24 protein-coding genes and 1 pseudogene are annotated in these 26,056 nt (G+C 37.1%); 3 read left to right on the top strand and 22 right to left on the bottom strand.

Going from position 1 to position 26,056, the window contains the following annotated elements; all coding sequences use genetic code 11:
* Positions 1-116: 116 nt before the first annotated feature.
* A complete protein-coding gene (locus CL42_RS06515; protein ID WP_035266356.1) occupies positions 117-1,478 on the top strand; it encodes a spinster family MFS transporter in 1,362 nt (453 codons plus the stop codon).
* Between the two features lie 610 nt (positions 1,479-2,088).
* Here the strand turns inward: CL42_RS06515 and CL42_RS06510 are convergent.
* From CL42_RS06510 to CL42_RS06430, 17 genes are all read right to left on the bottom strand, one after another.
* Complete coding sequence (locus CL42_RS06510; RefSeq protein ID WP_035266355.1) at positions 2,089-3,075, bottom strand: TauD/TfdA family dioxygenase; 987 nt, start codon at positions 3,073-3,075, stop codon at positions 2,089-2,091.
* A 17-nt stretch (positions 3,076-3,092) separates the two neighbouring features.
* A complete protein-coding gene (locus CL42_RS06505) occupies positions 3,093-3,836 on the bottom strand; it encodes a class II aldolase/adducin family protein (protein WP_228133237.1) in 744 nt (247 codons plus the stop codon).
* Positions 3,826-4,827, bottom strand: a complete 1,002-nt coding sequence (locus tag CL42_RS06500) for a ketopantoate reductase family protein (RefSeq protein WP_035266353.1) — start codon at positions 4,825-4,827, stop codon at positions 3,826-3,828. Before CL42_RS06500 ends, CL42_RS06505 begins: the two co-directional genes overlap by 11 nt.
* 38 nt (positions 4,828-4,865) lie before the next feature.
* Positions 4,866-5,639, bottom strand: a complete 774-nt coding sequence (locus CL42_RS06495) for an ABC transporter ATP-binding protein (RefSeq protein ID WP_035266352.1) — start codon at positions 5,637-5,639, stop codon at positions 4,866-4,868.
* Complete coding sequence (locus CL42_RS06490; protein ID WP_035266351.1) at positions 5,636-7,438, bottom strand: ABC transporter permease subunit; 1,803 nt, start codon at positions 7,436-7,438, stop codon at positions 5,636-5,638. Before CL42_RS06490 ends, CL42_RS06495 begins: the two co-directional genes overlap by 4 nt.
* Positions 7,435-8,472, bottom strand: a complete 1,038-nt coding sequence (locus tag CL42_RS06485; protein WP_035266350.1) for a branched-chain amino acid ABC transporter permease — start codon at positions 8,470-8,472, stop codon at positions 7,435-7,437. The genes CL42_RS06490 and CL42_RS06485 overlap by 4 nt, the downstream gene beginning before the upstream one ends.
* Positions 8,473-8,557: 85 nt before the next feature.
* Positions 8,558-9,700 (bottom strand): ABC transporter substrate-binding protein, encoded by a 1,143-nt coding sequence (locus tag CL42_RS06480; protein WP_035266348.1) that lies wholly within the window; start codon positions 9,698-9,700, stop codon positions 8,558-8,560.
* A 35-nt stretch (positions 9,701-9,735) separates the two neighbouring features.
* The gene (locus tag CL42_RS06475) at positions 9,736-10,971 is read right to left on the bottom strand and encodes an OprD family outer membrane porin (RefSeq protein WP_035266345.1); all 1,236 of its coding nucleotides are present in this window, start codon (positions 10,969-10,971) and stop codon (positions 9,736-9,738) included.
* Between the two features lie 226 nt (positions 10,972-11,197).
* Positions 11,198-12,160: a p-hydroxyphenylacetate 3-hydroxylase reductase component gene (locus CL42_RS06470; protein WP_035266407.1), complete on the bottom strand. Its 963-nt coding sequence runs from the start codon at positions 12,158-12,160 to the stop codon at positions 11,198-11,200.
* 49 nt (positions 12,161-12,209) lie between these two features.
* On the bottom strand, positions 12,210-13,163 hold the full coding sequence (locus CL42_RS06465; protein ID WP_035266344.1) for a PDR/VanB family oxidoreductase: 954 nt from the start codon (positions 13,161-13,163) through the stop codon (positions 12,210-12,212).
* A gap of 29 nt (positions 13,164-13,192) precedes the next feature.
* Complete coding sequence (locus tag CL42_RS06460) at positions 13,193-13,930, bottom strand: SDR family NAD(P)-dependent oxidoreductase (RefSeq protein ID WP_035266343.1); 738 nt, start codon at positions 13,928-13,930, stop codon at positions 13,193-13,195.
* A gap of 9 nt (positions 13,931-13,939) precedes the next feature.
* Entirely contained in the window at positions 13,940-14,425 is a 486-nt protein-coding gene (locus CL42_RS06455; protein ID WP_035266341.1) for an aromatic-ring-hydroxylating dioxygenase subunit beta, read from the bottom strand.
* A gap of 10 nt (positions 14,426-14,435) precedes the next feature.
* On the bottom strand, positions 14,436-15,713 hold the full coding sequence (locus tag CL42_RS06450) for an aromatic ring-hydroxylating oxygenase subunit alpha (RefSeq protein ID WP_035266339.1): 1,278 nt from the start codon (positions 15,711-15,713) through the stop codon (positions 14,436-14,438).
* Positions 15,714-15,743: 30 nt separating this feature from the next.
* The gene (locus CL42_RS06445; protein ID WP_035266337.1) at positions 15,744-16,280 is read right to left on the bottom strand and encodes a nuclear transport factor 2 family protein; all 537 of its coding nucleotides are present in this window, start codon (positions 16,278-16,280) and stop codon (positions 15,744-15,746) included.
* Between the two features lie 10 nt (positions 16,281-16,290).
* The gene (locus CL42_RS06440) at positions 16,291-16,650 is read right to left on the bottom strand and encodes a hypothetical protein (RefSeq protein ID WP_035266405.1); all 360 of its coding nucleotides are present in this window, start codon (positions 16,648-16,650) and stop codon (positions 16,291-16,293) included.
* 24 nt (positions 16,651-16,674) lie between these two features.
* Entirely contained in the window at positions 16,675-17,832 is a 1,158-nt protein-coding gene (locus CL42_RS06435) for an acyl-CoA dehydrogenase family protein (RefSeq protein ID WP_035266336.1), read from the bottom strand.
* Positions 17,829-18,962 carry an amidase gene (locus CL42_RS06430; protein WP_035266335.1) on the bottom strand — a complete coding sequence of 378 codons (1,134 nt, stop codon included), beginning with the start codon at positions 18,960-18,962 and terminating at the stop codon, positions 17,829-17,831. Before CL42_RS06430 ends, CL42_RS06435 begins: the two co-directional genes overlap by 4 nt.
* A gap of 138 nt (positions 18,963-19,100) precedes the next feature.
* Here CL42_RS06430 and CL42_RS06425 point away from each other — a divergent pair.
* Positions 19,101-19,569: pseudogene (locus tag CL42_RS06425) on the top strand (MarR family winged helix-turn-helix transcriptional regulator).
* 30 nt (positions 19,570-19,599) lie between these two features.
* Here the strand turns inward: CL42_RS06425 and CL42_RS06420 are convergent.
* From CL42_RS06420 to CL42_RS06400, 5 genes are all read right to left on the bottom strand, one after another.
* Positions 19,600-20,586 carry a 3-hydroxybutyryl-CoA dehydrogenase gene (locus tag CL42_RS06420; RefSeq protein WP_171076763.1) on the bottom strand — a complete coding sequence of 329 codons (987 nt, stop codon included), beginning with the start codon at positions 20,584-20,586 and terminating at the stop codon, positions 19,600-19,602.
* A complete protein-coding gene (locus tag CL42_RS06415) occupies positions 20,577-21,692 on the bottom strand; it encodes an NAD/NADP-dependent octopine/nopaline dehydrogenase family protein (RefSeq protein WP_035266332.1) in 1,116 nt (371 codons plus the stop codon). The genes CL42_RS06420 and CL42_RS06415 overlap by 10 nt, the downstream gene beginning before the upstream one ends.
* A gap of 88 nt (positions 21,693-21,780) precedes the next feature.
* Positions 21,781-22,731, bottom strand: coding sequence for a helix-turn-helix transcriptional regulator (locus tag CL42_RS06410; RefSeq protein WP_171076762.1), 951 nt, complete (start codon positions 22,729-22,731; stop codon positions 21,781-21,783).
* A gap of 78 nt (positions 22,732-22,809) precedes the next feature.
* Positions 22,810-24,156 (bottom strand): spinster family MFS transporter, encoded by a 1,347-nt coding sequence (locus tag CL42_RS06405; protein ID WP_051586548.1) that lies wholly within the window; start codon positions 24,154-24,156, stop codon positions 22,810-22,812.
* Positions 24,157-24,325: 169 nt separating this feature from the next.
* Positions 24,326-25,216, bottom strand: coding sequence for a LysR family transcriptional regulator (locus CL42_RS06400; protein WP_035266330.1), 891 nt, complete (start codon positions 25,214-25,216; stop codon positions 24,326-24,328).
* A gap of 114 nt (positions 25,217-25,330) precedes the next feature.
* Here CL42_RS06400 and CL42_RS06395 point away from each other — a divergent pair.
* The coding region (locus tag CL42_RS06395; protein WP_035266329.1) for a muconate/chloromuconate family cycloisomerase at positions 25,331-26,056 on the top strand (726 nt) is incomplete at its 3' end.

Below are 26,056 nucleotides of genomic sequence, written 5' to 3'. Positions count from 1 at the left end.
GAGTTTAACTTTGCATTATATATGACTAATGCTGCTTAAATTTGAATACCTAGTCACAGTTTAGCTAAAAAAATAATGGAATAAAAATCAAACCCTTAAGGATATAGGATACGAAAATGCAGAATACTCTAAATGCTGAAGAACCCGCTTCGGTCAAAAAAAATACGAGATACGCTTGGTACGTAGTCACACTATGTATGTTGGCTTATGTATTTTCTTATATTGATCGACAAATTTTAGTCTTGATGATTGAACCGATCAAAGCAGATTTAAATTTAACTGATACTCAGTTTAGTCTATTGCACGGTTTAGCTTTTTCCCTATTTTACGCATTTATGGGATTGCCTATCGCTTATTTAGCAGACCGATTTTCCCGACCAAAAATTATTGCAATTGGCATTATTTTTTGGAGCTTAGCAACAGCGGCTTGTGGTCTAAGTAAAAACTTCATTCAACTTTTTCTTTCAAGAATGGGGATTGGCATTGGTGAAGCAGCATTATCACCCGCAGCATATTCCATGTTTAGTGATATGTTCAGTAAAGACAAATTAGGTAAAGCCGTTGGTATTTACTCCATTGGTTCTTTTATCGGTGGAGGGATGGCTTTTCTCGTTGGCGGCTATGTGATCAGCTTATTAAAAGATGCAACGTTTATTGATGTTCCTTTACTCGGCATGATGAAGGCTTGGCAAGTTGCCTTTATTCTGGTTGGATTGCCAGGCGTTTTTATTGGTCTTTTATTTATTTTAACAGTAAGAGATCCGCAACGAACAGGACAAAAACTCGATGCCTCAGGCAATGTCGTAAAAGTTAAATTTACGGATTCGTTTAAATTCTTAAAAAAGCACAGTAAGACATTTACTTGTCACTACATGGGCTTCACATTCTATGCAATGGCATTGTTTTGTGTCATGAGCTGGTCGCCTGCATTTTATATGCGTAACTCTGGTCTAAGTCCTGTTGAAACAGGTTATATGTTAGGAACGATTCTACTTATCGCAAACACATCTGGCGTTTTCTTTGCAGGCTGGTTAACTGATTATCTGACAAGTAAAGGTCGACGTGATGCTGCAATGTATGCTGGTTATTTAGGTGGTTTAGGAATTATCTTACCTATTATTAGCTATACATTAGTAGACTCACTGTGGTTATCTGTTGCTATTTTTACAGTGGCTATGTTCTTTGCATCTTTCCCAATGCCAACCTCAACAGCAGCTATGCAAATTTTAGCTCCAAATCAATTACGAGCTCAAATTTCTGCAATTTTCTTGTTAATCAGTAGCTTAATTGGTTTAGGTATTGGAACAACTTTAGTCGCATTAATTACCGATAAAGTATTCGGGGATACCAACATGGTGGGTTATTCAATTTCAATCGTAGGTGGATTCTCAGCGCTATTGACTATTATTTTACTTAAAACAGGATGTAAACATTTTGTGAAAAGTCTAGATGTAGAAAAAGATGAAATGGTCAGATAAGACGTGATTTGAGCAAAATTACATAAAGCATTTTCTCAAATCTAAGCTCATATTTAGTTTATTTTAGAAAAAGAACTCGAACATCTGTTCGAGTTCTTTTTTCTCAACTGAGAGTCAATAATAATTAAACTAATCAAAGGTATAAAAAATAATCAACGTCTACTTCTTGCAAGCCAAAGCAGCATTATGATGATGACCCATGTCCGATGCCCGATTAAATAAAGATAAACGAAGTATCCCCTGTCAGGTCTAGGCTTTCAACATTTTTCGTTTGAAGAGCAGATTATTCTCCCTCAACAACTTGAATAGAAATCACTCTCAAATTTACTAAAATGCGTTCAGGACTGCTGAATGAGGAAAACTCACTTCCAGAAGCTGATTTAACTTAACTCATTCAAAGTGTGAATATTGTTAGACGATATGATGCCGAACCATATAGCGCGTTAACAAAAAAGAATATTGTTTAGGTGATCAATCAGATGAGTGCGTAATTATTATTTATACTCATCTCTAAATCAGATTGAGTCTTACAACTTTTGAGTAATCGCAAAAAAAAAAAGACTCGGCCTTAAAAGTCCGAGTCAGGTTGTAGTCAAATATTGAGCATTTTTTAAGAAAGATTTACTTTTTGAATACCATTTCTACCTGGGAAATCCTTGGCTAAAGATCGGGCATTAGGCATTTTTAACCATAATCTTAATAATTTTCTTCGCTTTGAGATGTCTTCATCATCTATAAATGATGATCGTGAATGCATTACACAATAGTTATTACAGAACTGCATATCACCCGGTTCAAGCATCATATCTAGTCTGAGATCAGGATCTTGTATGTACTGATCGAAAATATCAAGCGCATCGACTTGAACTCTGGATAAAGGGATTCCTTTTCGCTCATGTCCTAGTTCAATATATGCTCTTAAGTATCGACAACTTAATTTATTGTCATAAAAGCTAAATATAGGCGTGAGTGTTGGTTCTGAGTCACCAAGATGATCACAATAAGTCGGATGATAATAATAACCTAGATATTCAGGATAATTTTCTAAAATTCTATTGTAGACTGTGGCAGCACTGACGAGACTACTCAATCCTCCACTCTTTGCTTTTCTAATTGATAGCAATCCAACTACGTCAGATAAGTCAGTGTGGTAAGGGAGATATGCGTTTGTTTCATAAACTCGCGTTGATTTGTTGTTAAGATCACCAACGTTTTCTACTTTACCCAATAAATCGCCTTTAGGATTTTGGGTAACGGGTTGACCCATATACATGCCTATTAAATAGTAAATAATCGCCAATTGGCGTTCACTAAATTTAGAGACATCCAAACCTTTTAATAGAAAGAAACCATATCCATTCTCAAGCTCATCGGCATATTTTTTAAATTCAGATAAAACTTGTGGATTATTAATCGTTAAATGCGTGTTATTCAATTGATCAATTTCTAGATCTTGTTGTTCTATCAATTGCAAATTTTGGCTTAATTCATGAAGCATTTCTTCGCTTAAATAATAAATCCAATCTGTCTGATTTTTTAGGTCTTTGCCCACCCATGCCGACTTATGACTGATTTTCTCTTTTAATATCGTATTCATCGCAATCTATCCCTGAACTAGTGTTTGTTTTCCTGCATTTTTCGAACCATCGCATTGAAAAACTTATCTGCGAAAGCACTTTCTTGAATTAACATTTGAGTTAAGTCTGCACACTTCTGTTTTACGATATGATCTAATTCAACATCGTCACCACGCATTGAATCCGCTTGGCATTGTATTTCTGCGGCTCGTTGAACTGTCCAGAGTAGGAAAAAAGCTTTTTCAATCGTACTCTCTCCCACAGCTACACCATGATTTCTAAGTACCAGAATGTGATTATCACCTAAACTTTTGATCATTCTTTGTTTTTCTTCTTCGAATAGAGTAATGCCTTCAAAGGCATGATAGCCTACCCGACCATATAACTGCGCACCATAAAAATTGTCATTTTTAAAGCCATCTTTCTTTTGTGCAATGGCACTGATTGGTGTGGTATGTGTATGTATTAAACATCGAATATCATCACGAGCACCATGAACAGCACTATGTAAAGCAAATCCTGCAGGATTGGCATCATATTCAGAATGAATCACTTTATTACCGTTTAAATCAACTTTTAATAAATTTTCGGGTGTGATTTCCGTATAGTTCAAGCCGAAAGGATTTACTAAATAATAGTGTTCAGCTCCAGGTAAGCGCGCTGAGACATGATTAAAAATTGTTTCCGTCCAACCAAAATAATCAATAAGGTGATAACAATGCGCTAATTTAACTCTGAGCGCCCATTCAGCTTCAGACACATTCAATACATTATTTTTCATCTTCATTATTCCTTGTTCTGGCTTGTTCGCTTAAATAGACCGTTAATTCATATATAAGTTTGGATGTCGGCATCGGACATTCATAAGCATCTGCCAATTCAAATACAGCTTCTGCAATGGGTGCTAACTCTAAAGGGCGATGATTTTTGTAGTCATGCCACATTGATGTATATGTTTCCCCCATCTCTGAACCCAATTTTAAAAATGTGTTTGGGTCGATATTGATACGAGCGCCATAGCAAGCCGCAACAGCTCGAACTTCATATAAAATTTGTTGCGTAATTCGAGTTAAATTGTGATCAGAATAAATTTTACTTAGCGAAGCATCAGCCACAACCGATAATGGATTGGAGCTCAAGTTAGCCATAACCTTGGTCCAAATTTGATCTCGGATGTTCTCTACGGGTCGTGCTTCGATACTTGTATTTTCAAACAATTCAACAAGCGCATCTAATCGTTCAGTCATTTGATGACTCGGCTCACCAAAGATCAACAAATATGGATTGTCTGATTTGACCTCATTTTCATTGACACTTTGCGCTGTAATAAATACGACAGCGCCAATTAAATGTTCTAATGGAAAATGGTCATTTAAAACGCCCTGTTGATCTAAACAATTTATGCTTGAATGTTCAGAGTTATTCTCTAAACCGTAAAAATACCAAAAGGGTATTCCATTCATTAACGGCACGATGACTGTCGCGTTATGCATATAACGCTTCAGCTGAGTTGAAATTTCATATAAAGCGTTAAACTTGGTTGCTATAAATATAAAATCCTGTTTTTCAATGCATTCTTCAGTATCCACAATTCGAGATGGATGTACTTGAAATTCACCCAGTACATCTTTTAAATGAATCCCTTTTTGCTTTAGCGTTTCGACTTTTTCCCCTCGTGCTAGAACAGTGACTTGGTGTCCTGCTAGCGTTAATCTAGCAGCAACCACACAGCCTATGGCTCCAGCACCATATACCAAAATTTTTTTTGACATCCATTCAAATCCCTGAAAATCGTATGATTTGCTATGTTCTAAATAGCTAATACGTCTTGATGCTTACTATTAATTCCTAAGTAACTTTCGATGATTCTTGGATCTTCAACTAAATCAGAGCCCCTTCCTTCCATTGATAGTTCTCCCATTTCAAGGACATAAGCATAATCTGCAAGTTTTAAAGCAGCTCTGGCATTCTGCTCAACTAACAAGATAGACACGCCATGTCCTCTTAATTGGTCAATGACCTTAAAAATTTCTCGAGTGATGAGTGGTGCTAATCCCAAACTCGGCTCATCAAGCATCAACAATTTAGGTTTAGCCATGAGTGCACGACCCACTGCAAGCATTTGTCGTTCACCACCAGAAAGTGTTCCTGCTTGCTGAGATCGTCTTTCTTTCAAACGAGGAAAAATGTCATACACTTCATCTAAAGTGCTGAAAATTTCTTTGTCTCTTTGGCGATAGCGTTGAAAAGCGCCAAGCATAAGATTGTCTTCAATAGACATTGTTCCAAATAACTCCCGTTTTTCAGGCACTAATCCGAGCCCACGAATGACCATTTGCTCAACCTGTGGACATTGCTCCACATGCCCATCGAAATCGACGTTTCCTTTAGAACCCAGCACCCCCATAATTGCAGACAATAAAGTTGTTTTACCCGCACCATTTGGACCAACAACAGAAACAATTTGGCCTTGATTAACACGCATATTAAAATTTGAAAGCGCTTCGACTTTTCCGTAAGCAACACTCAAATTATTTACTTCTAGCAGAGGCGTGCCCTCTTGATTTCCAAGCATTGTGATCATGCAGCACCTCCTAAATAAGCTTCCAATACAGCTTCATTTTTTTGAATTTCTTCTGGTAATCCTTCAGCAATTTTTTGACCGAACTCCATGACCACAATTCGGTCTGCGAGATTCATGACAAAGTCCATATCATGCTCGACCAAGAGAATTGCCATACCTTCAGCACGTAATTTAGATAGAAGTTCAGCTAAGGCTTGTTTCTCTTTAAATCTTAATCCTGCTGCGGGCTCATCAAGTAGTAATAAGCTTGGGTTCGCACATAAAGCACGTGCAATTTCTAAAATACGTTGCTGCCCGAGTGCTAAACTGCCAGCTTCGACATACAAATATTCTCCAAGCCCTACACGTTCTAGTTGATATTTAGCCTCATTGAGAAGTTCATTTTCTTCAACTCGATCAAGAAGTAACATGGATGAGATGACACTTTTTTCTCCGCGCAAATGTGCACCTATGGCTGTATTTTCTAATACAGTCATTTCAGGCAATATTTTTACGTGTTGGAATGTGCGACTTAATCCTAATTTGGCAATTTCTCTGGATGGTATGCCATTTATTTTTTTACCTTTAAATAAAACTTCACCACTTGTTGGAACATCTACACCTGATATTTGATTGAACATGGTACTTTTACCAGCACCATTCGGACCAATTAAAGCGAGAACCTCTCCAGCATGAATTTTCAGATTCATTTCATTGTTCGCAACTAAGCCACCAAATTTTTTCGTGATGTTCTTCGCATCTAATATCAATTCACCCTTGTTGATTTGATTTTCTACTTTGTCCATTTGAGGAATGGGGTGGATTGAAGGATATAAATCTACAGGCTTATATTTATTTGGGATCAACTTAGTAATAAATGACCAAATCCCTGATGGTGCTTTTTGCATCAATACAACAATGATTAATCCAAATACGATTGTTTCATAATGACCTTGTCCGCCAAAAATAATAGGCAAAGCATCTTGCAACCATTGGCGTACCATGGTGAATATGCCTGCACCTAATATTGCCCCCCAAATACTACCGACACCGCCTAACAACGCCATAAACAAGTAGTCGATACCCATTTGGAGTCCAAAAGGTGTCGGGTTAATAAAAGTTTGCGTGTGTGCATAAAGCCACCCTGAAATTGATGCAAAAATTGCAGCAATCACAAAGATGATCATTTTTGCTCTAAACGTATTTACTCCCATAGACTCAGCCATTACTTGTCCGCCTTTCAAAGCGCGGATTGCTCGACCTTCTCGAGAATTTAAAAGATTTTTTGTCAAAATAATGGCAATAAATACAATGAGCCAAATGAGGTAGAACATTTTGTTGCCATTATCAAAGGCAAATCCTGCGATAGAAATAGAGGGAATATTCGAAATTCCAGAATGCCCACCTAAAGTTTCAATGGTCGAAAAGAAATAATAAAGTGAAATACCCCAAGCGATCGTACCTAAAGGCAGATAATGCCCTGAAAGTTTAAGTGTTAAACCACCCACCAAAATCGCAGATGCGACTGTAATGACTATTCCGAGCAGAAGTCCAAACCAAGGATTGCCACCTGTCCATGCGAGGAAACTTGGTAATTGTTCAGTCACAGTTAAGTAAGCAGTTGCGTATCCGCCAATTCCAACTAAGGCTGCTTGACCAAATGTAGTCATGCCTCCAACGCCTGTCACCAATACAAGACCTAACACGACTAATGCATTTAGACCAATATAGTTCAATAACGTGACTTGATATGTCGGTAAAAAAAATGGGCTGATGAATACAATTAGCGCAAATATAAAGAAATAAGTTTTTGATTTCATTCTTCATCCTCCTCAACATGACGAGTTGTGAGTGATTTCCAAAGTAAGAAAGGAATAATTAATGTAAAGACGATGATTTCTTTGTAATCACTTGCCCAAAACATGGAGAAAGACTCAATAACACCAACAATCACGGCACCAATTGCTGCGACTGGGAAGCTGATTAGTCCTCCAATGATTGCCCCTACAAATCCCTTCAGACTTAAAATAAATCCTGAGTCGTAATACAGGGTTGTGATCGGTGCAATTAAAATGCCTGATAACGTTCCGATAAATGTAGCTAAAACAAAAGTCAGTTTGCCCGCAAAGATTGGAGAAATACCCATGAGCTGTGCACCAACTCGATTGACAGCGGTTGCATGCAAAGCCTTACCATAGAGTGTTTTTTCAAAGAAATACCAAAGCACTAAAATCATCACAAAGAATGAAACGATAATGATCAAAGTTTGACTGCTTAAAACAAGAGTCCCAATCTCAAAGCTTTTGTCACTAAACGGTTGTGTTTGAGCACCATTTGGACCGAATATCACGAGTCCTAAACCGACTAATGCCACATGAACCGCTATCGACACGATCAATAAAACTAAAGGTTTGGCTGCCACTAAAGGTTGAAAAAAAGTGCGATACATTTGAGGACCAAGCGGTGTAATCACAGCCAAAGTCAATAAAACTTGAATTGGCATTGGAAGCGTTGCTAAAGGTAGTGTGTACATCGCGATAACGATCAAAGAAATATAAATCAATGACGCAATAAAAATTTTGATATTAAATATTTGATTTTTAAAAAATTTAGCGTATAAATCCAAACTTGTATTGACAATAAAAAACGCAACTACCAGCCAAACTATTAAGCTTGGAATACCTGCTTGAATGGATGCCAAAGTCAATGCACCAAATACAGCAAATTCACCCAATGGAATAAGTAATATCCGAGTGACAGTAAAAACTAAAATGATACATAGCGCTAATAATGCATAAATAGCACCACTGGTAATACCATCCTGCCCCAAAATTAACGCGATATTTAAATCCATAACATCTTCCTACCCTTTTTTGAGGATGAATTTACCTAGAGCGATATATGCATATCGCTCTGAGTTCATTTATGAAAAGCTAAATTTACTTCAGTAGTTTCCACTGACCATTTTTAACAATGATCATTTCACGCCCACGCTTGTCAAATCCACTATGATCAGATGGACTCATGTTATACACGCCTTGAGTTCCTGCGACTTCTTTTGTAGATTCCAATGCATCACGTAGAGCTTCACGGAATTGCACTGTGCCAGGCTTTGCTTTTTTCAAAGCAGTCGGTACAGCTTTTTCAAGCAAAATACCTGCGTCATACACATTTGCCCCGAAGGTTGCAGGTGTTTGTTTATATTTTGCTTTATAATCATTGATATATTTAGTAGCAATTTTCTTAGAAGGATGTGTATTAGATACTTCATTTAAAACAAGCATTAAACTGGCAGCTAAAATCGTATTTTCTACTTTCTTGCCACCCATTTTTAAATATTGATCTAAAGCCGCACCATGCGTTTGATAAATTTGCCCTCGATAGCCTCGATCATATAAAGCAGTTTGTGGAGGAACTGCTGAACTGCCTGGTGCTGCAACTAGAATTGCCTGTGGTTTTTTACTTATGAGTTTTAACGCTTGACCAGTTAGAGAGGTGTCTTGACGTTGAAATGATTCTTGAGCAACGATTTTAATCCCATTTTTCTTTGCTAAATTCGCTAAGACTTTTCCCCAGTTTTCTCCATACGGATCAGCAGTACCGATAAATCCTAGAGTTGTAATTTTTCGCTTCACCATATCTTGCACAAGCGCTTCTGCGATAATTTCATCATTCTGAGTGGTCTTAAACACCCATTTTTTTTGATCCGTCATTGGCATTACAATCGAGGAAGTACCAACAGGTGCAAGAAGAGGTACTTTCGCTTTAGCAATTGTCCCTATCACTGCAGAAGCATTTGGTGAACCAGAAGGACCAATAATTGCATCAACTTTATTTTCTTTAATTAGTTTCTCGACAGCTTTGACAGATGCTGTAGGATCACTCGCATCATCAAGAGAAATATATCGAACATTTTCATTACCAATTTTTTTAGGTAATAAAGCAACTGTATTTTTTTGTGGTATACCTACCATTGCTACAGGTCCGGATGATGATGTCACAACTCCAATCGTGATATCAGCTTGAGCATAAGTGGCAATTGCGATTAAGCTTGTTGATAATAATAATTTTTTAAACATCATATAATCTCCAGTTTGTCCATTAACTGTTTATGTAATTAGAATTTATAGCTATATGTAGTAATGATTCGATTTTCAACAAAATCATTACCATTGGTTGTTCCTGCACCATATTTAGTAGTCGTGTCGATATACCTCCATTCTATACCCAACCCTTTAAAAGACCCTTCTGGAACGGTATAGCCGACAATGAAATTAGCCTCAGTCTCTTTATTATCTGGTAGGCCATTACGCTCTATGTTCGTGCCATATAAATAACGCAAAGTCGTTCTTAAACCCGGCAAACCAACATTTTTAAAGTCATAAGAATAAAGTGCATGATAAGTAAGTTCTTCAGGTTTGATGAAACCTAAAGTTGACCAAGTATGTAGGAAAGGTTGAGGAGCGAATCCATCAAATGTTGGAAAATTGGTATCCCCGGAATTTTTTTGAACACCTGCAGCAAAACTATGTGAGCCATTTTGAATGTTGGCCTGAACGCCAAATGTTTTGCTATCTATATTTCCATAGTATTTGTCACCAGCTTCACTGTTATGGAAATAACGTGCATCTAATTTGATTTTAGAGTCGCCAATTTGAGTGTTATATGCTGCATTTAGATAATGTTGGTTATAAATATCTTCCAACTGACCAAACCAGTAAGAGCCTGAAATTTTAGGGCTAAAATTATAGTCTAAACCAACATAACTTAAACCATTACTTTCTATTCTCGCTTTACCTGGTGCAAACAAGCTTAGTTTTTCAAACTCATCATCATTACGCGCGTTTATATGAGTGATTCTTCCAGCTGAAAATTTTAAATTTTGAATCGCTTTCGTTTCAAATGCCGCACCAGCATATGTTGTCACCAACTGACGTGAATCATCAATAAATGCAACAGGTGTTCTTGGCGAAAGTTCCCCAACTAATAGCTCAGAATCTTTATATTTCAGCTTTAAGGTTGCACCAAATTTATTATAACTACGTTCTTGCTCATTTTTTATGGGATCAAATGGTAAGATCGAATCAGACCTTTCAGCATTATGATTTGATAATCTTAGTGCGTAACTTGAAGTCACGTCAAAACCCACCTGAACGGGTGTATTGGTATAACCTGAACTAAACTTTAGACCTAATGCTTGTGACCAACTACCAACATCAGGCTGTGTTGTGTTATTTCGATCAATAAAGAAATTTCTTAAATTTATTGTCGTTTGACTATCTTTTACCAAGTCCGCATAAACTGCTGTATTACAGCAAATTGCTAGTATTGCAAATGTAGGTAACTTTTTCACTCAACTTCCCCTTAGTTTTTTACTGATTTTCTCACTCAACCCTGTTTAATTTTTTCTATTCAGCTATATGAAATTTCATATATTCAACCCAATTCTTTTCCAATTCCATAGAAAATTCAATTTTCTTTTAAGTATATTTATATACCTTAATTAATAATTAAATCCCTTTTAAATCTTCATAGATTGAAAAAAAGGCCAAATGATCTAACATTTAGCCCAATTAGATTTAATGAATACCCGCAATATCTTTTAGAATGGTGATAAAGGTATTTTTTTCTTGGTCACTGTATTTTGCAAATACTTCATTTTGATGCTCATCAGCTATATCAAATAAATAATGTGCGGTTTTTTTACCTTTATCCGTTAATTGGTAGAATTCTTCTGTTTCAACTAGTAGCTCATCTTTCTTAAGGATTTCCGCTGCTCTTTCTATTTCTCGCATAGGCATTGCTATATCACGTGGTAAATCATCTTTGCATGAACTTGCACCACTGCCTAGCACTAAAAGCATTCGAGCTTCACTCGTTCTAAAACCTGTGACTAATTGCTTTGGGATGTAATCATTTTGATAAAACTTGAATGCTCGACTCATGAGATAGGCAACATTATTATATAAGTTACCTTGATATAGTTGACCCAAATCATCAGTTTGGACTGGATTTGAATCTTTAATTCTTAACATTGGGTGTGGTGTTACTGTTGAGTACGCACCCTGGTGATATACTAATGGACTACGACCTTCATCTTGAAAATTAACGACCTTTCCAATAATAATCCAGTGATCCCCGCCTTCTACAATTTGAAATAATTCACATTCAAAAACAGCAGAGCAATTTTCCAGAACTGGAGCATTACCTACACCCAAACGGTAGTTTGCTCCTTCGAATTTATCAATATTGCGTTTAGCAAATTTATTCGATACCTCGATTTGAGATCCAGATAAAATATTGACTGCAAAATGACTAGAGTTTTTAAAAACTTCAAAACTGGTCGATTTTTTATCAATACTCCACAAGATTAAAGGTGGGTCTAATGAAACTGAGTTAAAACTATTGGCAGTTACACCCACTTTTTCACCTTGCGCATTTTGTGCTGTAATAATGGTAACCCCAGTTGCAAAATTACCGAGTGCTCTGCGGAATTTCATCGGATCAATAGCTTGTTCATCCGATTTTTGATAACTATTCATTCCCTTCTCCTGAATCCCAAAATGACCTTCCATGATGGCAATTCAACTATTAAATATCTAAAACTAATCTCGGTGTTTTTGATCGAGAACAACACACTAAAATCTGCTCATTACTTTCTTTTTCTTCGTCAGTAAAGTAGACGTCTCGATGATCGGGTTCGCCTTCAAGCACATCACACATACACGTTCCACAAACGCCCTGTTCGCACGATAACTCGACTTTAATCCCTTCTCGCGCTAAAGCTTGCAGAATAGTTTCCTCTGGAGCTACTTGAATCGTTTTACCACTTTGTTGTGCAACAACTTCGAAACCAGCGCCACCCAAATCAATATCTACCTGAAAATATTCTTTATGTAATTGATCGGAACTAAAACCCTTAGACTCAGCAAGATTAATAATCCAATCCATAAATCCATTAGGACCACAGGTATATAAATGTGAATCTTTGGCAATATCTTTCATTGCGTGATCAAAAAATTCACGATGATTTGCACCATCATCTTTAAAATGGAAAGTTGTATAACTCGCTAAGGGACCTTGCTTGATTTCATCTACAAATGCAGCGGTTTGTTTGGAAGCTGCACAATAATGCAATTCAAATGACTTATTGTTATTCAATAAATCATAAGCCATGGTAATTAACGGTGTAATCCCAATACCACCACCAACTAAAATGCTGTGAGATGCATCTAACAATGGGAACAAATTTTTAGGATGGCTGACTTGTAGTTGCATCCCTTCAAAGATGTCATTAAAGGCCGACAGTGATCCCCCTCTTGATGCTTCGTCTTTTAAGATCCCTAATCGAAAAACACCTTTTAAACTAGGATCTTGACATAGAGAATACTGACGGATTAAACCATTAGGCAGGAATAGATCGATATGTGATCCAGCTTCGATTTCAGGTAATGGAGACTCAGTTGCTGAAATTAAATCTAAGACAACAACATTTTCCGCTTCTACTGATCTTTTATTGACAATTACGGAGTATTTTTCGTTCATAATGTTCCCCTTTATGACTAAGCAAATGCTTAGCGCATAAATAGTCCTCCGTTAATATCCCATGTTGCTCCTGTCACAAAAGCTGCTTGTGGGGATGCTAACAAAGCACAAGTTTCAGCGATAAAACTCATACTGCCTAAAGCCTTGACAGGAATGTTATTGATAAACGCTTCCATTTTTTCATCTGAAACAACGCTGTGTACTATTGGAGACTCCATTGGTCCTGGTGCTACGGCATTTACCGTCACACCTTTAGCGGCAAATTCTTTTGCAAAAATTTTAGTCAAAGTTACGATTGCCCCTTTTGAAGCTGCATAATGTGCTCCTGTTGCAGTACCACCATTCTGACCAGCCAACGAAGCCATGTTGATAATTCGACCAAAGCCTTTAGATGCCATATATTGACCAATAATTTGACATGACTGAAAGGTTCCTCGTTGGTTGACTTGTGTCACCCAATCAAAATCACTCGCAGTGATTTCAAGGACAGGAGTTGCTTTAGTTACTGTGGCGTTATTGATTAAAACATCCAACTTGTTGAAATGAGTTTCAATCCAACTCACTGCATCTCTAAAGTCCTGCTCTACTGATATATCCAGTTTTAAGGGATACATCTGCGATGGATACTGACTCGCAGCTTTAGCGCTTTCCGCTTTTTCTAAGGTACTTGCAGTTAAAATAACTTGATGCCCTTGTTTAGCAAAATATTCAGCAATCACATTACCTAAACCAGAGGCAGCACCAGTAACCAAAACAACATGTGACATGGTCACCTCCTATAGAATGTAACTGATACCAGCTAAGGTATCTGTCGAATTGACTAGATTGATAATTTTACGGTCTATTTTGAGTTCACCATTCTCTTGACGTACTAGCTCATAAATCACATCAGCAGTGTAATGACGCAAATTCTCTTTTCGGAACTCTCTTAAATTTTGTGCACAGCGTAAAATTATCTTGTGATCAGTTTCTTCAATAATTCGCACACGTGACAAGCTTCGAACAGTATTGGCCTTAGGAGCTGTCGAGATTGCTTCACCATTTTCTAAACGCTCTACACGTAATTGACGCATGTGGTGATTGTCATATGCATAGTTCAAATGGTTTTCGTAATCTGTCAATGATGGATCAATTGGAATGATGTATTTGCCATTTTCATTCCATAAACTTAACCATGCTTGATACTCTGAATGGTCTAACATGTCAGCTTCAGCCCAAATGAATGCTGTTACTTCGTTCAAAAGATTTAAATTAATTTTCATGCTCTTCCCCTTAAGCCGTCATCAACTTTTTCCATTGTTGGTAAGCGCCACGCATGCCTGTTTCAGCACTCACGTCACTCTTCAGACCATCTTCAGTTTTGACTTCTCCTGGTAAACCACGGTTCAACATGATCCAAAGATCATTGCCCGCATTTGCACCATGCTGTACACGCTCCCAAGCTTCCGCATCATCTGGCGTACCAAAACCGAAAGGACCTTGGAAATGTTCATGTAGACGTAGGCGATATTGGTTGGCAATTTGTGGTCCACCATCCATCGTAATCACTGAGTGGTGAATTTCAGTTTTATCTACCGCTAATGGTTGCATTACACGGAAGAACGCCATAGAACATGCAATGTTAGGGAAAATATTTAAGTTAAAGCCCGAACCACCGACAGCTCGGCAAATTCGACGAACTTCAAGTTCCTCATGACCTTCTTCACGTAGCGCTTGGGCAAGTTCTTCAAAACGCTCTTGGATTGGTCGCTCCATCAACTCTTCATCAAGATCTACCAATTCTGGAATCATCACCATCACACTGTGACCATTTCCTAGATCTTCAACATAGCCTGGTTGGTTTTCAAAGTTGAAAAGCTCTTCTGTTTTTTCGTCTACAGAACTTAAGAATGATTTATGAACTAATGGGAAATGATATGCGTCAGTTGTATTTTCCAACTGAATTTTCCAGTTACCTGGGAATGTAAAACGATGTTCACCTAATACTTTGACTGGATAACCTGCGCCTTGCTTCATGAATAGATCAATCCACTTTTTCGCAGCACCTAAAAAGTCTTCTAATGGCTCAATATCGTCTTTGAAGGTCGCAAAGATCATGCCGTTATATTCTTCTACACGTAGGCTGATCAGTGGAAATTCAGATTTATCTAAACATTCGCCATAACTTTCAGGTGAAGGAACGCCACGCAATGTACCATCCAAAGCGTAACTCCAACCATGATATGGACATACAAAGCTATTTGTTTTGCCTTTTTTATGCTCACAAACTGTAGCAGCACGATGGCGACAGCGGTTGAGTAAAACGTGGACTTTTTTCTTACGATCTCGTACAGCAACTACAGGTTGTTTACCAATATTAATCGTTTTATAACTTCCAGCATCTGGAATTTCACTTGCATGAGCAACCCAAACCCAAGTGCTGTAGAAAATTTTTTCCATTTCATCTTCAAAGATTTGTGCATCTTTATATAAAGAGGTATGCACTCGGTCACTTTGAACTAATTCATTGTAATCAATTTCAATATTTTGAACTGGTATTGCACTATTCATCATGTATTCCCTTATAACTGTTTATGCAACTCAACCGACTAAATTTGATTGCGGTACTGGTAACTCATCATCACTGGTCCAATGCGTTACTGGTCGACTGAAAATATTTTCTGTTTGGAAGTGTTTGATTTTCCAAATGCCATTATTTTGTTGCTTAAAACGGATTGTCAGTTTGGCTGCATTCAAGTGGCTTGCACCCGTTTTGAAAGTTGATGTTTGCAACATCAACCAGTGACCAACAGCCACATCACCATCAATATAAATTTGTTCAGAATTCACAAAATGTGCATTCATAACAAAATGCGAGTCCTTCAGCGTGTATGTTTTAAACATGTCATATACTGCCTGCCAAGACTCAAGTCGACCAAATGACTGGGCGTATTTTTTCCCTACCCCCTCCCAAATACACTCAGGATCAAATAAATCCATCAGCGCTTCTAAATTTGTGTTTTGATTAAGTTCATCACAAATTTCCATATAGCGATTTAGGCAATTACGAATTTGATTCTGCGCTTCCAACTTTTGAAGACGTTGAAGAATGCTTTTGAGTTCATTAGAGTCGACCATATCGATATCCTTATCGTTGAATAATTAATTCACGACCAACTCTTGCTTCAACTTTGCAATACTTCCAAAGTTTATATGGACCTTCTCCGACCACAGTCGTACGGAATAAGTTACATGCAGCATGAACTGTTTCAATATCAGGTACATCAGCCAATAAATAGGTTGTCCAAGGCCAACCCGTACTTGCACCTACCATGCTTTGATCATCATCTAAGTTGCCGTATACATGCACGCCAGGTAAATCATGGATACCATTCCACATTTCACCAAATGCTGCCCATACTGCTTTTGCTTCTGCTGGCTCTGCATCAAAGAAGTTTTGGTTAATCCCCATACAGAACAATACGCGTAATGATTTTTTAGCTTCCATTTCGATTTCCTTCTTTTCGGTCATTTATAAATATCCAGGTGTCGGATTAAGCCCAAAGCTCATCGCACCAGCATTTTGTAAAGTTGCATCACCCATAAATGCATGCTGTGTAACGACATTCGTGTCATTCACAAAGCGACTAAATGGATGGTTGGTATAAATGGCAGTCATGCCAGCTAACATTTGCATTTTGCGGGTGACCTTTGCACAGACTCTTGCCGCATGTGTACAAGATAGACGCATATCACTAATTAAATGTGGCGCAGGTTTTCGTCCGTTGAGTACTTCTTCCCATACAATATCCATGGTGTTGTAGAACCATGTTCTTGCAGCTAGGAACTCAGCTTCAGCTTTCGCAAATTCGTACTGAGTGATAGGTCGATTAGCAATTTCTGCACCTCCAGTAATCGACGACTTACCTGGAGCTAATTTTCTAAATTCTTCCAATGACGCCGAGGCTACGCCGATACCGACTACAGTGAGAACTTGTGTCGCCAAAGAGAGAGATGGATATTTGAAAAATGGTTCGCTGAGTTTAGATGGCTCACCCCGAACAAAAGTCCAGTGCTCAGGTACTAGTACATTATCGACAATGAGATCGTGACTACCTGTGCCTTTTAAACCTACTGTATCCCACGTCATTTCAATTTGCGCTTTATGCGCTGGTAAGACAGCCATACGTGGTAAGCCATGAGATTCATTATCTTTGATCGGGGCAATGCCTACACCAACGATATCTGCACCTTTACAACCACTTGAGAATTTCCAACGGCCTTTTACAACTAAACCCTCATCGGTCACTTGAGCAGCTTGCGGTGGAAAAATTCCACCAGCAAAAACGATATCTGGACCATTTTTATAAAGTTCGGAAAGTGTCTCTTCAGGTAAACTCCCAAGATAAGCTGGGCTCATACCAAAACTTGCAACCCAACCTACTGATCCATCTGCTTTGGAGAGCCTTTCAATAAGTTCACAAAACGTACGCGGTGAAACCTCATCACCACCGAAACGTTTAGGAACTAAAGCACGATATACCCCAATTGATTTCAGTTTTTGAATAATGTCTTGACTCACGTATGCTTGTTCGTCAAATTCACCTGAACACGCTCGCTGTCTAATCTCTTGACATAATTCTTCAAGATCAATCAAGCTCTCTGTTTGATCTTTGGCTAAATTGCTCATTTGCCACCTCCTTGTGAATGCTTCGTAATATCGACAATGTGTTGTGCAATAGCACACAATTTTTCATCTTCACCATGCTTAGCAATTAATTGCATACCGACAGGTAAGCCATTTGATGTTTCATATGGAATCGTAAGCGCTGGATGGCCCGATAGATTGAATGGTCGCACGAGCTTAGTTAAATTGAGGAAAGCAACAGTATTTTCAGCTTCGTCTAATTTAGGTGGAAATTGAGGTAGTGTGGGCAGTATCAAAACATCAACATTGTTGAGTAAATCATTGATCTGCTCTGTGAATTGAGTTCTGATTAATTCAGCATTTTCTACATCTTTTTGAGTGGTTTCAGATGCTTTTAATAAACGCTGCTGAACATCATTGGCTAGAAGTCCAGTTTGAGTAAGATCATGATATGCACCCCAAGTTTCATAATTAATGATCGACATGCCTGCTTGATATGCTTCATCAATATTGTTTATGACTAGATTTTTTTGAGGCAAATCAATTTTTGTTAACTCAGCATCTAATACATGCCAAATTTCAGAATCCGCTTCGACACGCAATATTCCTAATTGAATCTGCTGTAGATCGATTTGGATTTCTTTAAATGTAGGATCAATGATTTGCATAGCAAGAATCAGATTATTGATATCTGATGCGAATGGCCCAACACAGTCTAAAGTGGTATCTTTTGGCCAAACCCCAACACGGCTAACACGCCCAAATGAAGGTTTTAAACCATACACTCCACAGCAAGCGGCTGGCATACGAATTGAGCCACCTGTATCTGTACCAATACTGAAGTCTGCTAGACCCGCCGCAACAGCTGCAGCCGAACCACTGGAAGAACCTCCAGGAATAAGCTTCGGATACTTAACATTTAATGGTGTTCCGAAGTTTTTGTTTACTCCAGTTATACCGAATGCAAGTTCATGAAGATGAGTTTTTCCAATAATTTTGCAATCACTGTTGAGTATTTTTTTTATAATTTCAGCGTGTGAGTTTGCAGGGCATGCTTCAACGCGCGCCTGAGTTCCAAGTGTCGTCACTTCATTTTGTATATCAATTGAGTCTTTAACCACGACTCTAATTTTTCCATCTCCTAAAGAGAGACTTCTAGATATAATATTCAATTCACTTTTCCATGTATTTTTATACTCAACATCAATATCTGAAAAATTAATGTATTTGTCAAGTTATTTTGAAATAAAATAATCTTTGTCTTTTTTCTTGTATAATCAATTATATTTTTTTAAGTTTAATTGCTGCTCATGTTAAAAAATTTTGAAAATTATTTGCCAAATAACGATCCCAAAAGTTTGGAAAATTTCCCATTTTTTTGGATATCTCAAGTTAATGGTAAGTATTCCCAATTGATTGATAAATCTTTAAAAAAAAATCGGTCTCGATAATACAAAAAGAAAAATCATTTTGAGTACAAATGCTCTTGGTGAAGCCAATATCACTGAAATAGCAAATTTAGCAACAATCAAATTAACAACTGCAACTAAGGCAATCTATAGATTAGTCGAAGAAGATATAGTTGAAGTTTTCTCATCCCCTCATGATGAAAGGATTTCTATGGTGAAGCTCACTGAAAAAGGATATGGTCTTGTGGATGAAATTAATCAGATCAATCGTGTTACTTTAGCTGGTATATTAAATTCTTTTGATGAACAAGAACTTGAGTCACTAAATTCACAATTAAAGAAAATATTCAATTTAATGCCAAATAGGTAAAAAGACTAAAATCTTTTTACCTACTAGCGCTTATTTCATAATTTCATATTGTGGAATAAGCTTATTAAATCGCAAATTTTCAGCGAATTTTGATATCACATTTAGTTTATATTGATAAATATCCATGCTTTCATATTTATAAAAACCTGATAGTTCTCTAATACCATTTCTATTTTCGCGCATATTTTTTTTGATAATATCAGGGCCTGTGTAACGCTCACCAAGTTCTTCTCTCAAATACTCTGAAGCATGATACAAAATATCTCCTCCCCCCCAATCGATAAACTCTAACATTCCTAACACTGAAAAACGCAAACCAAAACCTGTACGAATCGCTTTATCAATATCCTCAGCACTTGCTACGTTTTCTTCAACCATTCTCGCTGCTTCATTCATTGCCAATGCTTGAATTCTTGGAACAATGTATCCAGCGACTGCATTACAAATCACAGGGACTTTACCAATTGCCTCAAGTAATGTTTTTAGTTTTTCTACTGCTATATCAGCAGTATGCTCAGATCGGCTTAGCTCAACTAAAGGCATTAAATATCCAGGATTAAGCCAATGCGCATTAACAATACGTTCTGGATGAGAAATTAATTTTGCTATATCAGTGACCAAAAAGGTCGAAGTCGTTGATGCCACAATACAGTTTTTAGAAATTAAGGGTTCCAACCACCGAAAACAGTGTTGTTTATGAGTCATTATTTCAGGTACACCTTCAATAATTAATTCACAATTTTTCCAATCGATAGTTTGATTATCTTTGAAATAGAAATGAATTCTTTCTTTTAATACTTTACATTGATCATTCACTAACATCCCGATATGTTCTAAGAGATGCAACTCTTGGTCGAGGCTGTCATTCCATTTTTGCAGAAATTCATTTTTTTCTGCTGGGTTTCGATCTTTTACGTCTACAAGTGCAATCTCAATTCCTGCATATGCGAATGCGATCGCAATCGCATTACCCATTCTGCCTGCACCTACAATAATTATATTTTTAATCATGCAGATTGCTCTCCGTAGTTCAACAGATCTTTTAATTGTTGCTGCGTTAAATTAAATAGCCCTAGATTTTCAAGAGTGCGACCTTCACTATACAAATCCCTACCAGTAATTGCTGATGCGATATTCAGAAGTCCTTCAGCAATCGGTGTTTTGACCCCAACATACTTACCAACCGATACAATAAATGACAGGCCTAATCGTGTGTCTTCGAGCATATACCGATGTGAATGTAAATCTATTTTCTCGCGCCAATCGCCACTGTCCGTTAACTTACCATGTGCCCCCCTACCATACATCCACTCATCTCCTTCACCCTCTTTGTTATAGTGATCTGCGAGTGGGAAATGCTGTTTCGAGTATCCCAATGCTTCACGAATATTCATTCGCTCTTGGTCTAATAAGCTCGTTATTCTTCTCACTGAAGGTTGAGTACCTTCATTGTGAATATCCCATACATCAAAGTGTTCTAAAGGTGCAGCATTGAGCATAATTAATGGAGGATGAATAATGGGTCCTGCATTCATTAAAGCCCCACTCAAAGCATCCTCTATAGGCTCGATGCTGTCATAAGCTTGCTTTAATATTCTAATAGCATAATCTTTTAATTTTGCTGGATAGACCCCAGTAGGCAATCGCGTCGCATATACACTAATCACGATAGAATTCGGACTATGTTTTCTTACTAAATATGGCAAAGTACCCGTTTCGGCAAAAGCCACGTCAGACTTATTTCCAGCTTTAAGCATTGCTTGAGCAAATAGGTATGTTCCAAAAGTACCTGGGGGTAAAAATACGACTTGACCAGATGTTAAGTAGGGTGCTATTTCAATCGATAAATCTTCATGGCTTGTTGCGGGTAAAGGAATAATAATCAATTCAGCTTTTTCAATAGCTTTGGATAAATCAGTTTCAAGTTGGATTTTTTGATGTTCATCCCCAACAGATACTGTTCTAGTGCCACGAAAGTCTTTTACAGTAAGCTCACCATATTTCGCTAATTCTTTTAGTGAATCTCGATCTCTTCGCCATAATTTAACTTCGTGATTTTTTTCCGCCATCTCCACTGCTGATGCATAACATCCATGTCCACCGCCAAGAACCGTGATTTTCATTTTCTTCCCTTACATATTTATTGTGTATTGTGATAGTAGGAAAGATTCTTCTTTTTGCTCGCGTCAAAAAGCGGTACTGCTATTCGAATTACGAAATTATTTCTATTAATTTGTTTTGTTTCACGGTTTCTGAAGGCGTGCATCCATAACGTTTTTTATAAAGCCGAGTAAAGTGTCCAAAGCTTCTTACACCATGAGCATTGAAGATATCAATTATAGGCTGATCAACCTGAGTGTGTTTAAGTTCTTGATGAACTCGGTCCAATTTGATTGATGTCATGAAACTGAGAGGCGTTTGGTTCAAATAGGTATTAAATCCCTTTTGAAGCGTTCTTACCGAGACTTTTACAAGCCTCGCAACTTCCTCAATCGAGATTGCCTCCATATAATGTTGTTCAATCACATGAGCTGCATTTTTGATATAACTTGGGATGAGTTGATTTTTTTTATCTGCGATTCGTTCACTGAAATTATGTGGAATTTTGATCAGTAATAACTCAGTCAAATATGAACTAAAGCTATCAGAAATTTGCCACCAGTTTTCAATATTTGAATATGCAAAGCATAAGTAGTTCAGGGTTTCTAAAATTGAAATTCTTTCTTCAGATGTATAGGAAATGCCACTATCGAAAATAAGATTTTTTTGAGGTATATATCCCAATAAGCGATATAAAACAGTATTGATCAACTCATGATCAATTTTTAATATAATATTTCTACATTTGGCTTGGAGTTCAATTCTATTTTCAAAATGAGGATGAGAAACTGTAAGTAATCCAGGACGTTGTTGATAAGTTGAATGATCATATTTGACTTTACATTCCCCTTCCAAATTAAATCTAAACAGATAACTTTGACACTCAGCACCAAAACTAATTTGAACTGGAGCATTGTAACTTAATTCAAATAGTGCAACTTGACCAAATGAAAACCCACTTAATTTTACTTCTAAAGATTCATCATTCAATACTTCAAATTGATGAGGGCACAAGTATTGTCCTATCACATCTCTAATCTGAAAATAATCTTTTGAAGACAATAAGTTGAATTGCTTTAAAAGTTTCAGATTCGATAAATACATGATAGGTGTACCCTCATTATTTTATTCAGACATGATTTATTTACACTCAACTTGCAAACTATTTTCGAAGGCTTTACAACCCACTTTCAATAATACAAAGCACAATACGCATGATATTGCACCAACAATAGATATCGATGAACCGACCATTAAAGGATTTTCAAAAAAACGATCCGTAATTAAAGCTACTAATGTGGTACCAATACCTAAAGCAATCAAATTACTGATGAGTAAAAAAATAGATGAGATTTGGGCACGTAATTGATTTGGCGAAAGCATTTGCATTGCTGTTGTTGAGATCGGCATTGGGAAAGAAGCGAAAAACATTGCAACAACCAACAATGTAACTGATAACCATAATTCATTAACTTGTGAAAACAAAATCATTGGAATAATCAGACCTACAATTCCAATCACACCCACAAACATAGGCGAATCTTTTCTGCCTTTTTGAATAAAATAATCATTCATCCAACCAGCCGCAAATACACCTAAAGTATTTGAAATCAGTAACACGGCACCCAACATATAGCCCACTTCAGTGGCTGTCATATTGTAATGTCGTATGTAAAATGCAGGTGTCCAGCTTATTAAACAAAACAATGCCATAGCATAAAAAGTAAATCCTAAATAATGACATGTAAATGTTTTTTTATGCTTTTTCAAAAATTTAAAAGTATCACTAAGCTTTACTTTTACCACGTTCCCCTGCGCATCGACCATTTGCCCTTTACGCTTAGGATCTTTAACAGTTAAAAGTACCAATATGCCAATAATGACTCCTGGTAAACCTACTAAAATAAACGCCACTTGCCATGCCTTTAACATTCCAAATAAGGGTACAGCGATAAGAGACATGTCCTTGAGTAATCCAATGACAAAACCACCTACTAAGAATGCGATTCCCCCACCAACAAAAGAACCAATCGAATAAATAGCGACAGCTCGACCCAATTTATCTTTTGCAAACATATCACTAAACATTGAATAGGCTGCAGGTGACAAAGCAGCTTCACCAATTCCTACTCCCATTCTGCTCAAAAACAACTGGATAAAGTTCTTACTTAAACCACATAAAGCTGTTGCAATGCTCCAAAATACAATCCCGGCAGCAATTAATTTTGGTCTTGAGAATCGATCTGCGATATAAGCCAGCGGCAGACCCATGAATGCATAAAATAAAGAAAAAGCTAGTCCATGGAGTAGACTAAATTGCGTGTCTGTTAAATTCAAATCTGCTTTTATCGGTTCAATCATCAAAGCCAAAATTTGACGATCGATAAAAGAAAATATATATGCAACCATGCAAAGTATTACAACATACCAAGCATAAATATCCTTTTTTTTCGCATCATTGCTCTTTAACTCGGAAATTTTTTCCATCGAAATCATCCTAAATATTTTATAGATCAGCGCTATCCCTATGACAAATCCATGCCAATTTATACTGATTTATAAAATAAATATCATTTTTAACACTATTATTCTATTTATTTTTCCATTAAATATTACATATAAATAGATATTTTATATTAATCTAATTTAAAAAAAATTAGTTCATGCTCTTCAATTCGTCTAGATAATCTAATATTTGTTTTATGTATTCATTATTATCGATACTTCTATAGGCAACTGTAATTGGACTTTCAGCCTCATTATCTAGAATAGGTATAAATTTCAAATTTTTCATACCTATAGAGCATGCACTCTTTGGAATAATACACCCCCCCTCACCAGATGACACCATCCCCAATGCCATATGGATTTCTCTCGTCTCGATCAGATTTTGGGGAATTAAGTCAAGTTCAGAGAATATTCCTTGAACAAAAGTTGAGAAGTTTGGTTTAGGAGTATTTGGATATATATAAATATGTTCGTTGACCAATTGTGATAAATGTACTTCCTTAACATTTTGGGTCACTAATGTATGATCTTTGTGCACTGCTAAAAAAAGTTGCTCTCTTTCGATCACTATTCTTTTTATTGAAGGATCACTAATTCCTAATCGACCAAACCCAATATCAATTTTTCCCAATTTCAAAGCTTCTACCTGGTCCCTGGTTCCGCATTCCACTAATTCAACTTTTATATTTGCAATATGCTTTCTTAAATAATCAATGATCTCAGGTAATTTCCAATAAAAAAGCGAACCAACATATCCAATTCGTACCGTTGTATCTGTCACTTTATATCGATTTACCATCGATTTAGCATGTGCTGTTAAGGTCAGTATCTGTACAGCATATTGGTAAAAAAATTCTCCAACTTCAGTTGTTTTAATCGGTCTCATGCCTCTTTCAAATAATACGACACCTAACTCTGACTCTAAGTTTTTGATTTGTCGTGTAAGTGGTGGTTGTGCGATACATAACTTTTCAGCAGCTTTTGTAATACTTTTTTCTTCGACCACCGTAGCAAAATACTTTAATGTTCTTAATTCCATTGAAATTTCCTTAATCCATACTTTTTTAGTATTTTAATATACTACTTAACCTCTATTTTCAATACTTTATTTCAAATAAGGTATTTAGCATATATTAATGGAATATATTGCTGCATGTACAAAAATATTGAAACCTTGCTCGTTGAAATCCCAACGATCCGCCCACACAAGATGGCGGTCGCAACGATGCAAACTCAAACCTTAGTCCTCATTAAAATCGAAACTTCGGATGGTTTCATTGGTTGGGGCGAAGCAACCACCATCGGTGGCTTAGGCTATGGTGAAGAAAGCCCTGAAAGTATCAAAACCAATATCGATACTTATTTTGCTCCACTACTCAAAACTTTTACTGATCTCAACGTTGCTCAAATTATGCAAGTGTTGAAGAAGAATATTAATGGTAACCGTTTTGCAAAATGTGCCATTCAAACTGCTTTACTCGATATTCAAGCTCAACGTTTAGGCTTGCCGCTGTCTGAAGTGTTAGGTGGTCGTCTGCGTGACAGCGTTCCTGTGCTTTGGGTGTTGGCTTCTGGTGATACGGATAAAGATATCGCTGAAGCGAAAAAGATGATCGAAGCTAAGCGTCATAACTTCTTTAAATTAAAAATTGGTTCTCGTGCTGTAGAAGCAGATGTTGAGCATGTTCTCACCATCAAAAAAGCGTTAGGTGCTGATATTTCTATCCGTGTCGATGTGAACCGTGCTTGGTCTGAGTTAGAAGCGATCAAAGGTATTCAACTGCTGCAAGATGGTGGTGTGGATCTAATTGAACAGCCATGTGCGATTGACAATATTGATGCCATGGAGCGTTTAACTCGTCGTTTTGATATTGCCATC

The sequence above is a fragment of the Acinetobacter sp. Ver3 genome (assembly GCF_000632455.1).
Lineage (GTDB): Bacteria > Pseudomonadota > Gammaproteobacteria > Pseudomonadales > Moraxellaceae > Acinetobacter.
This window is presented reverse-complemented; position numbering and strand designations above follow the sequence as displayed.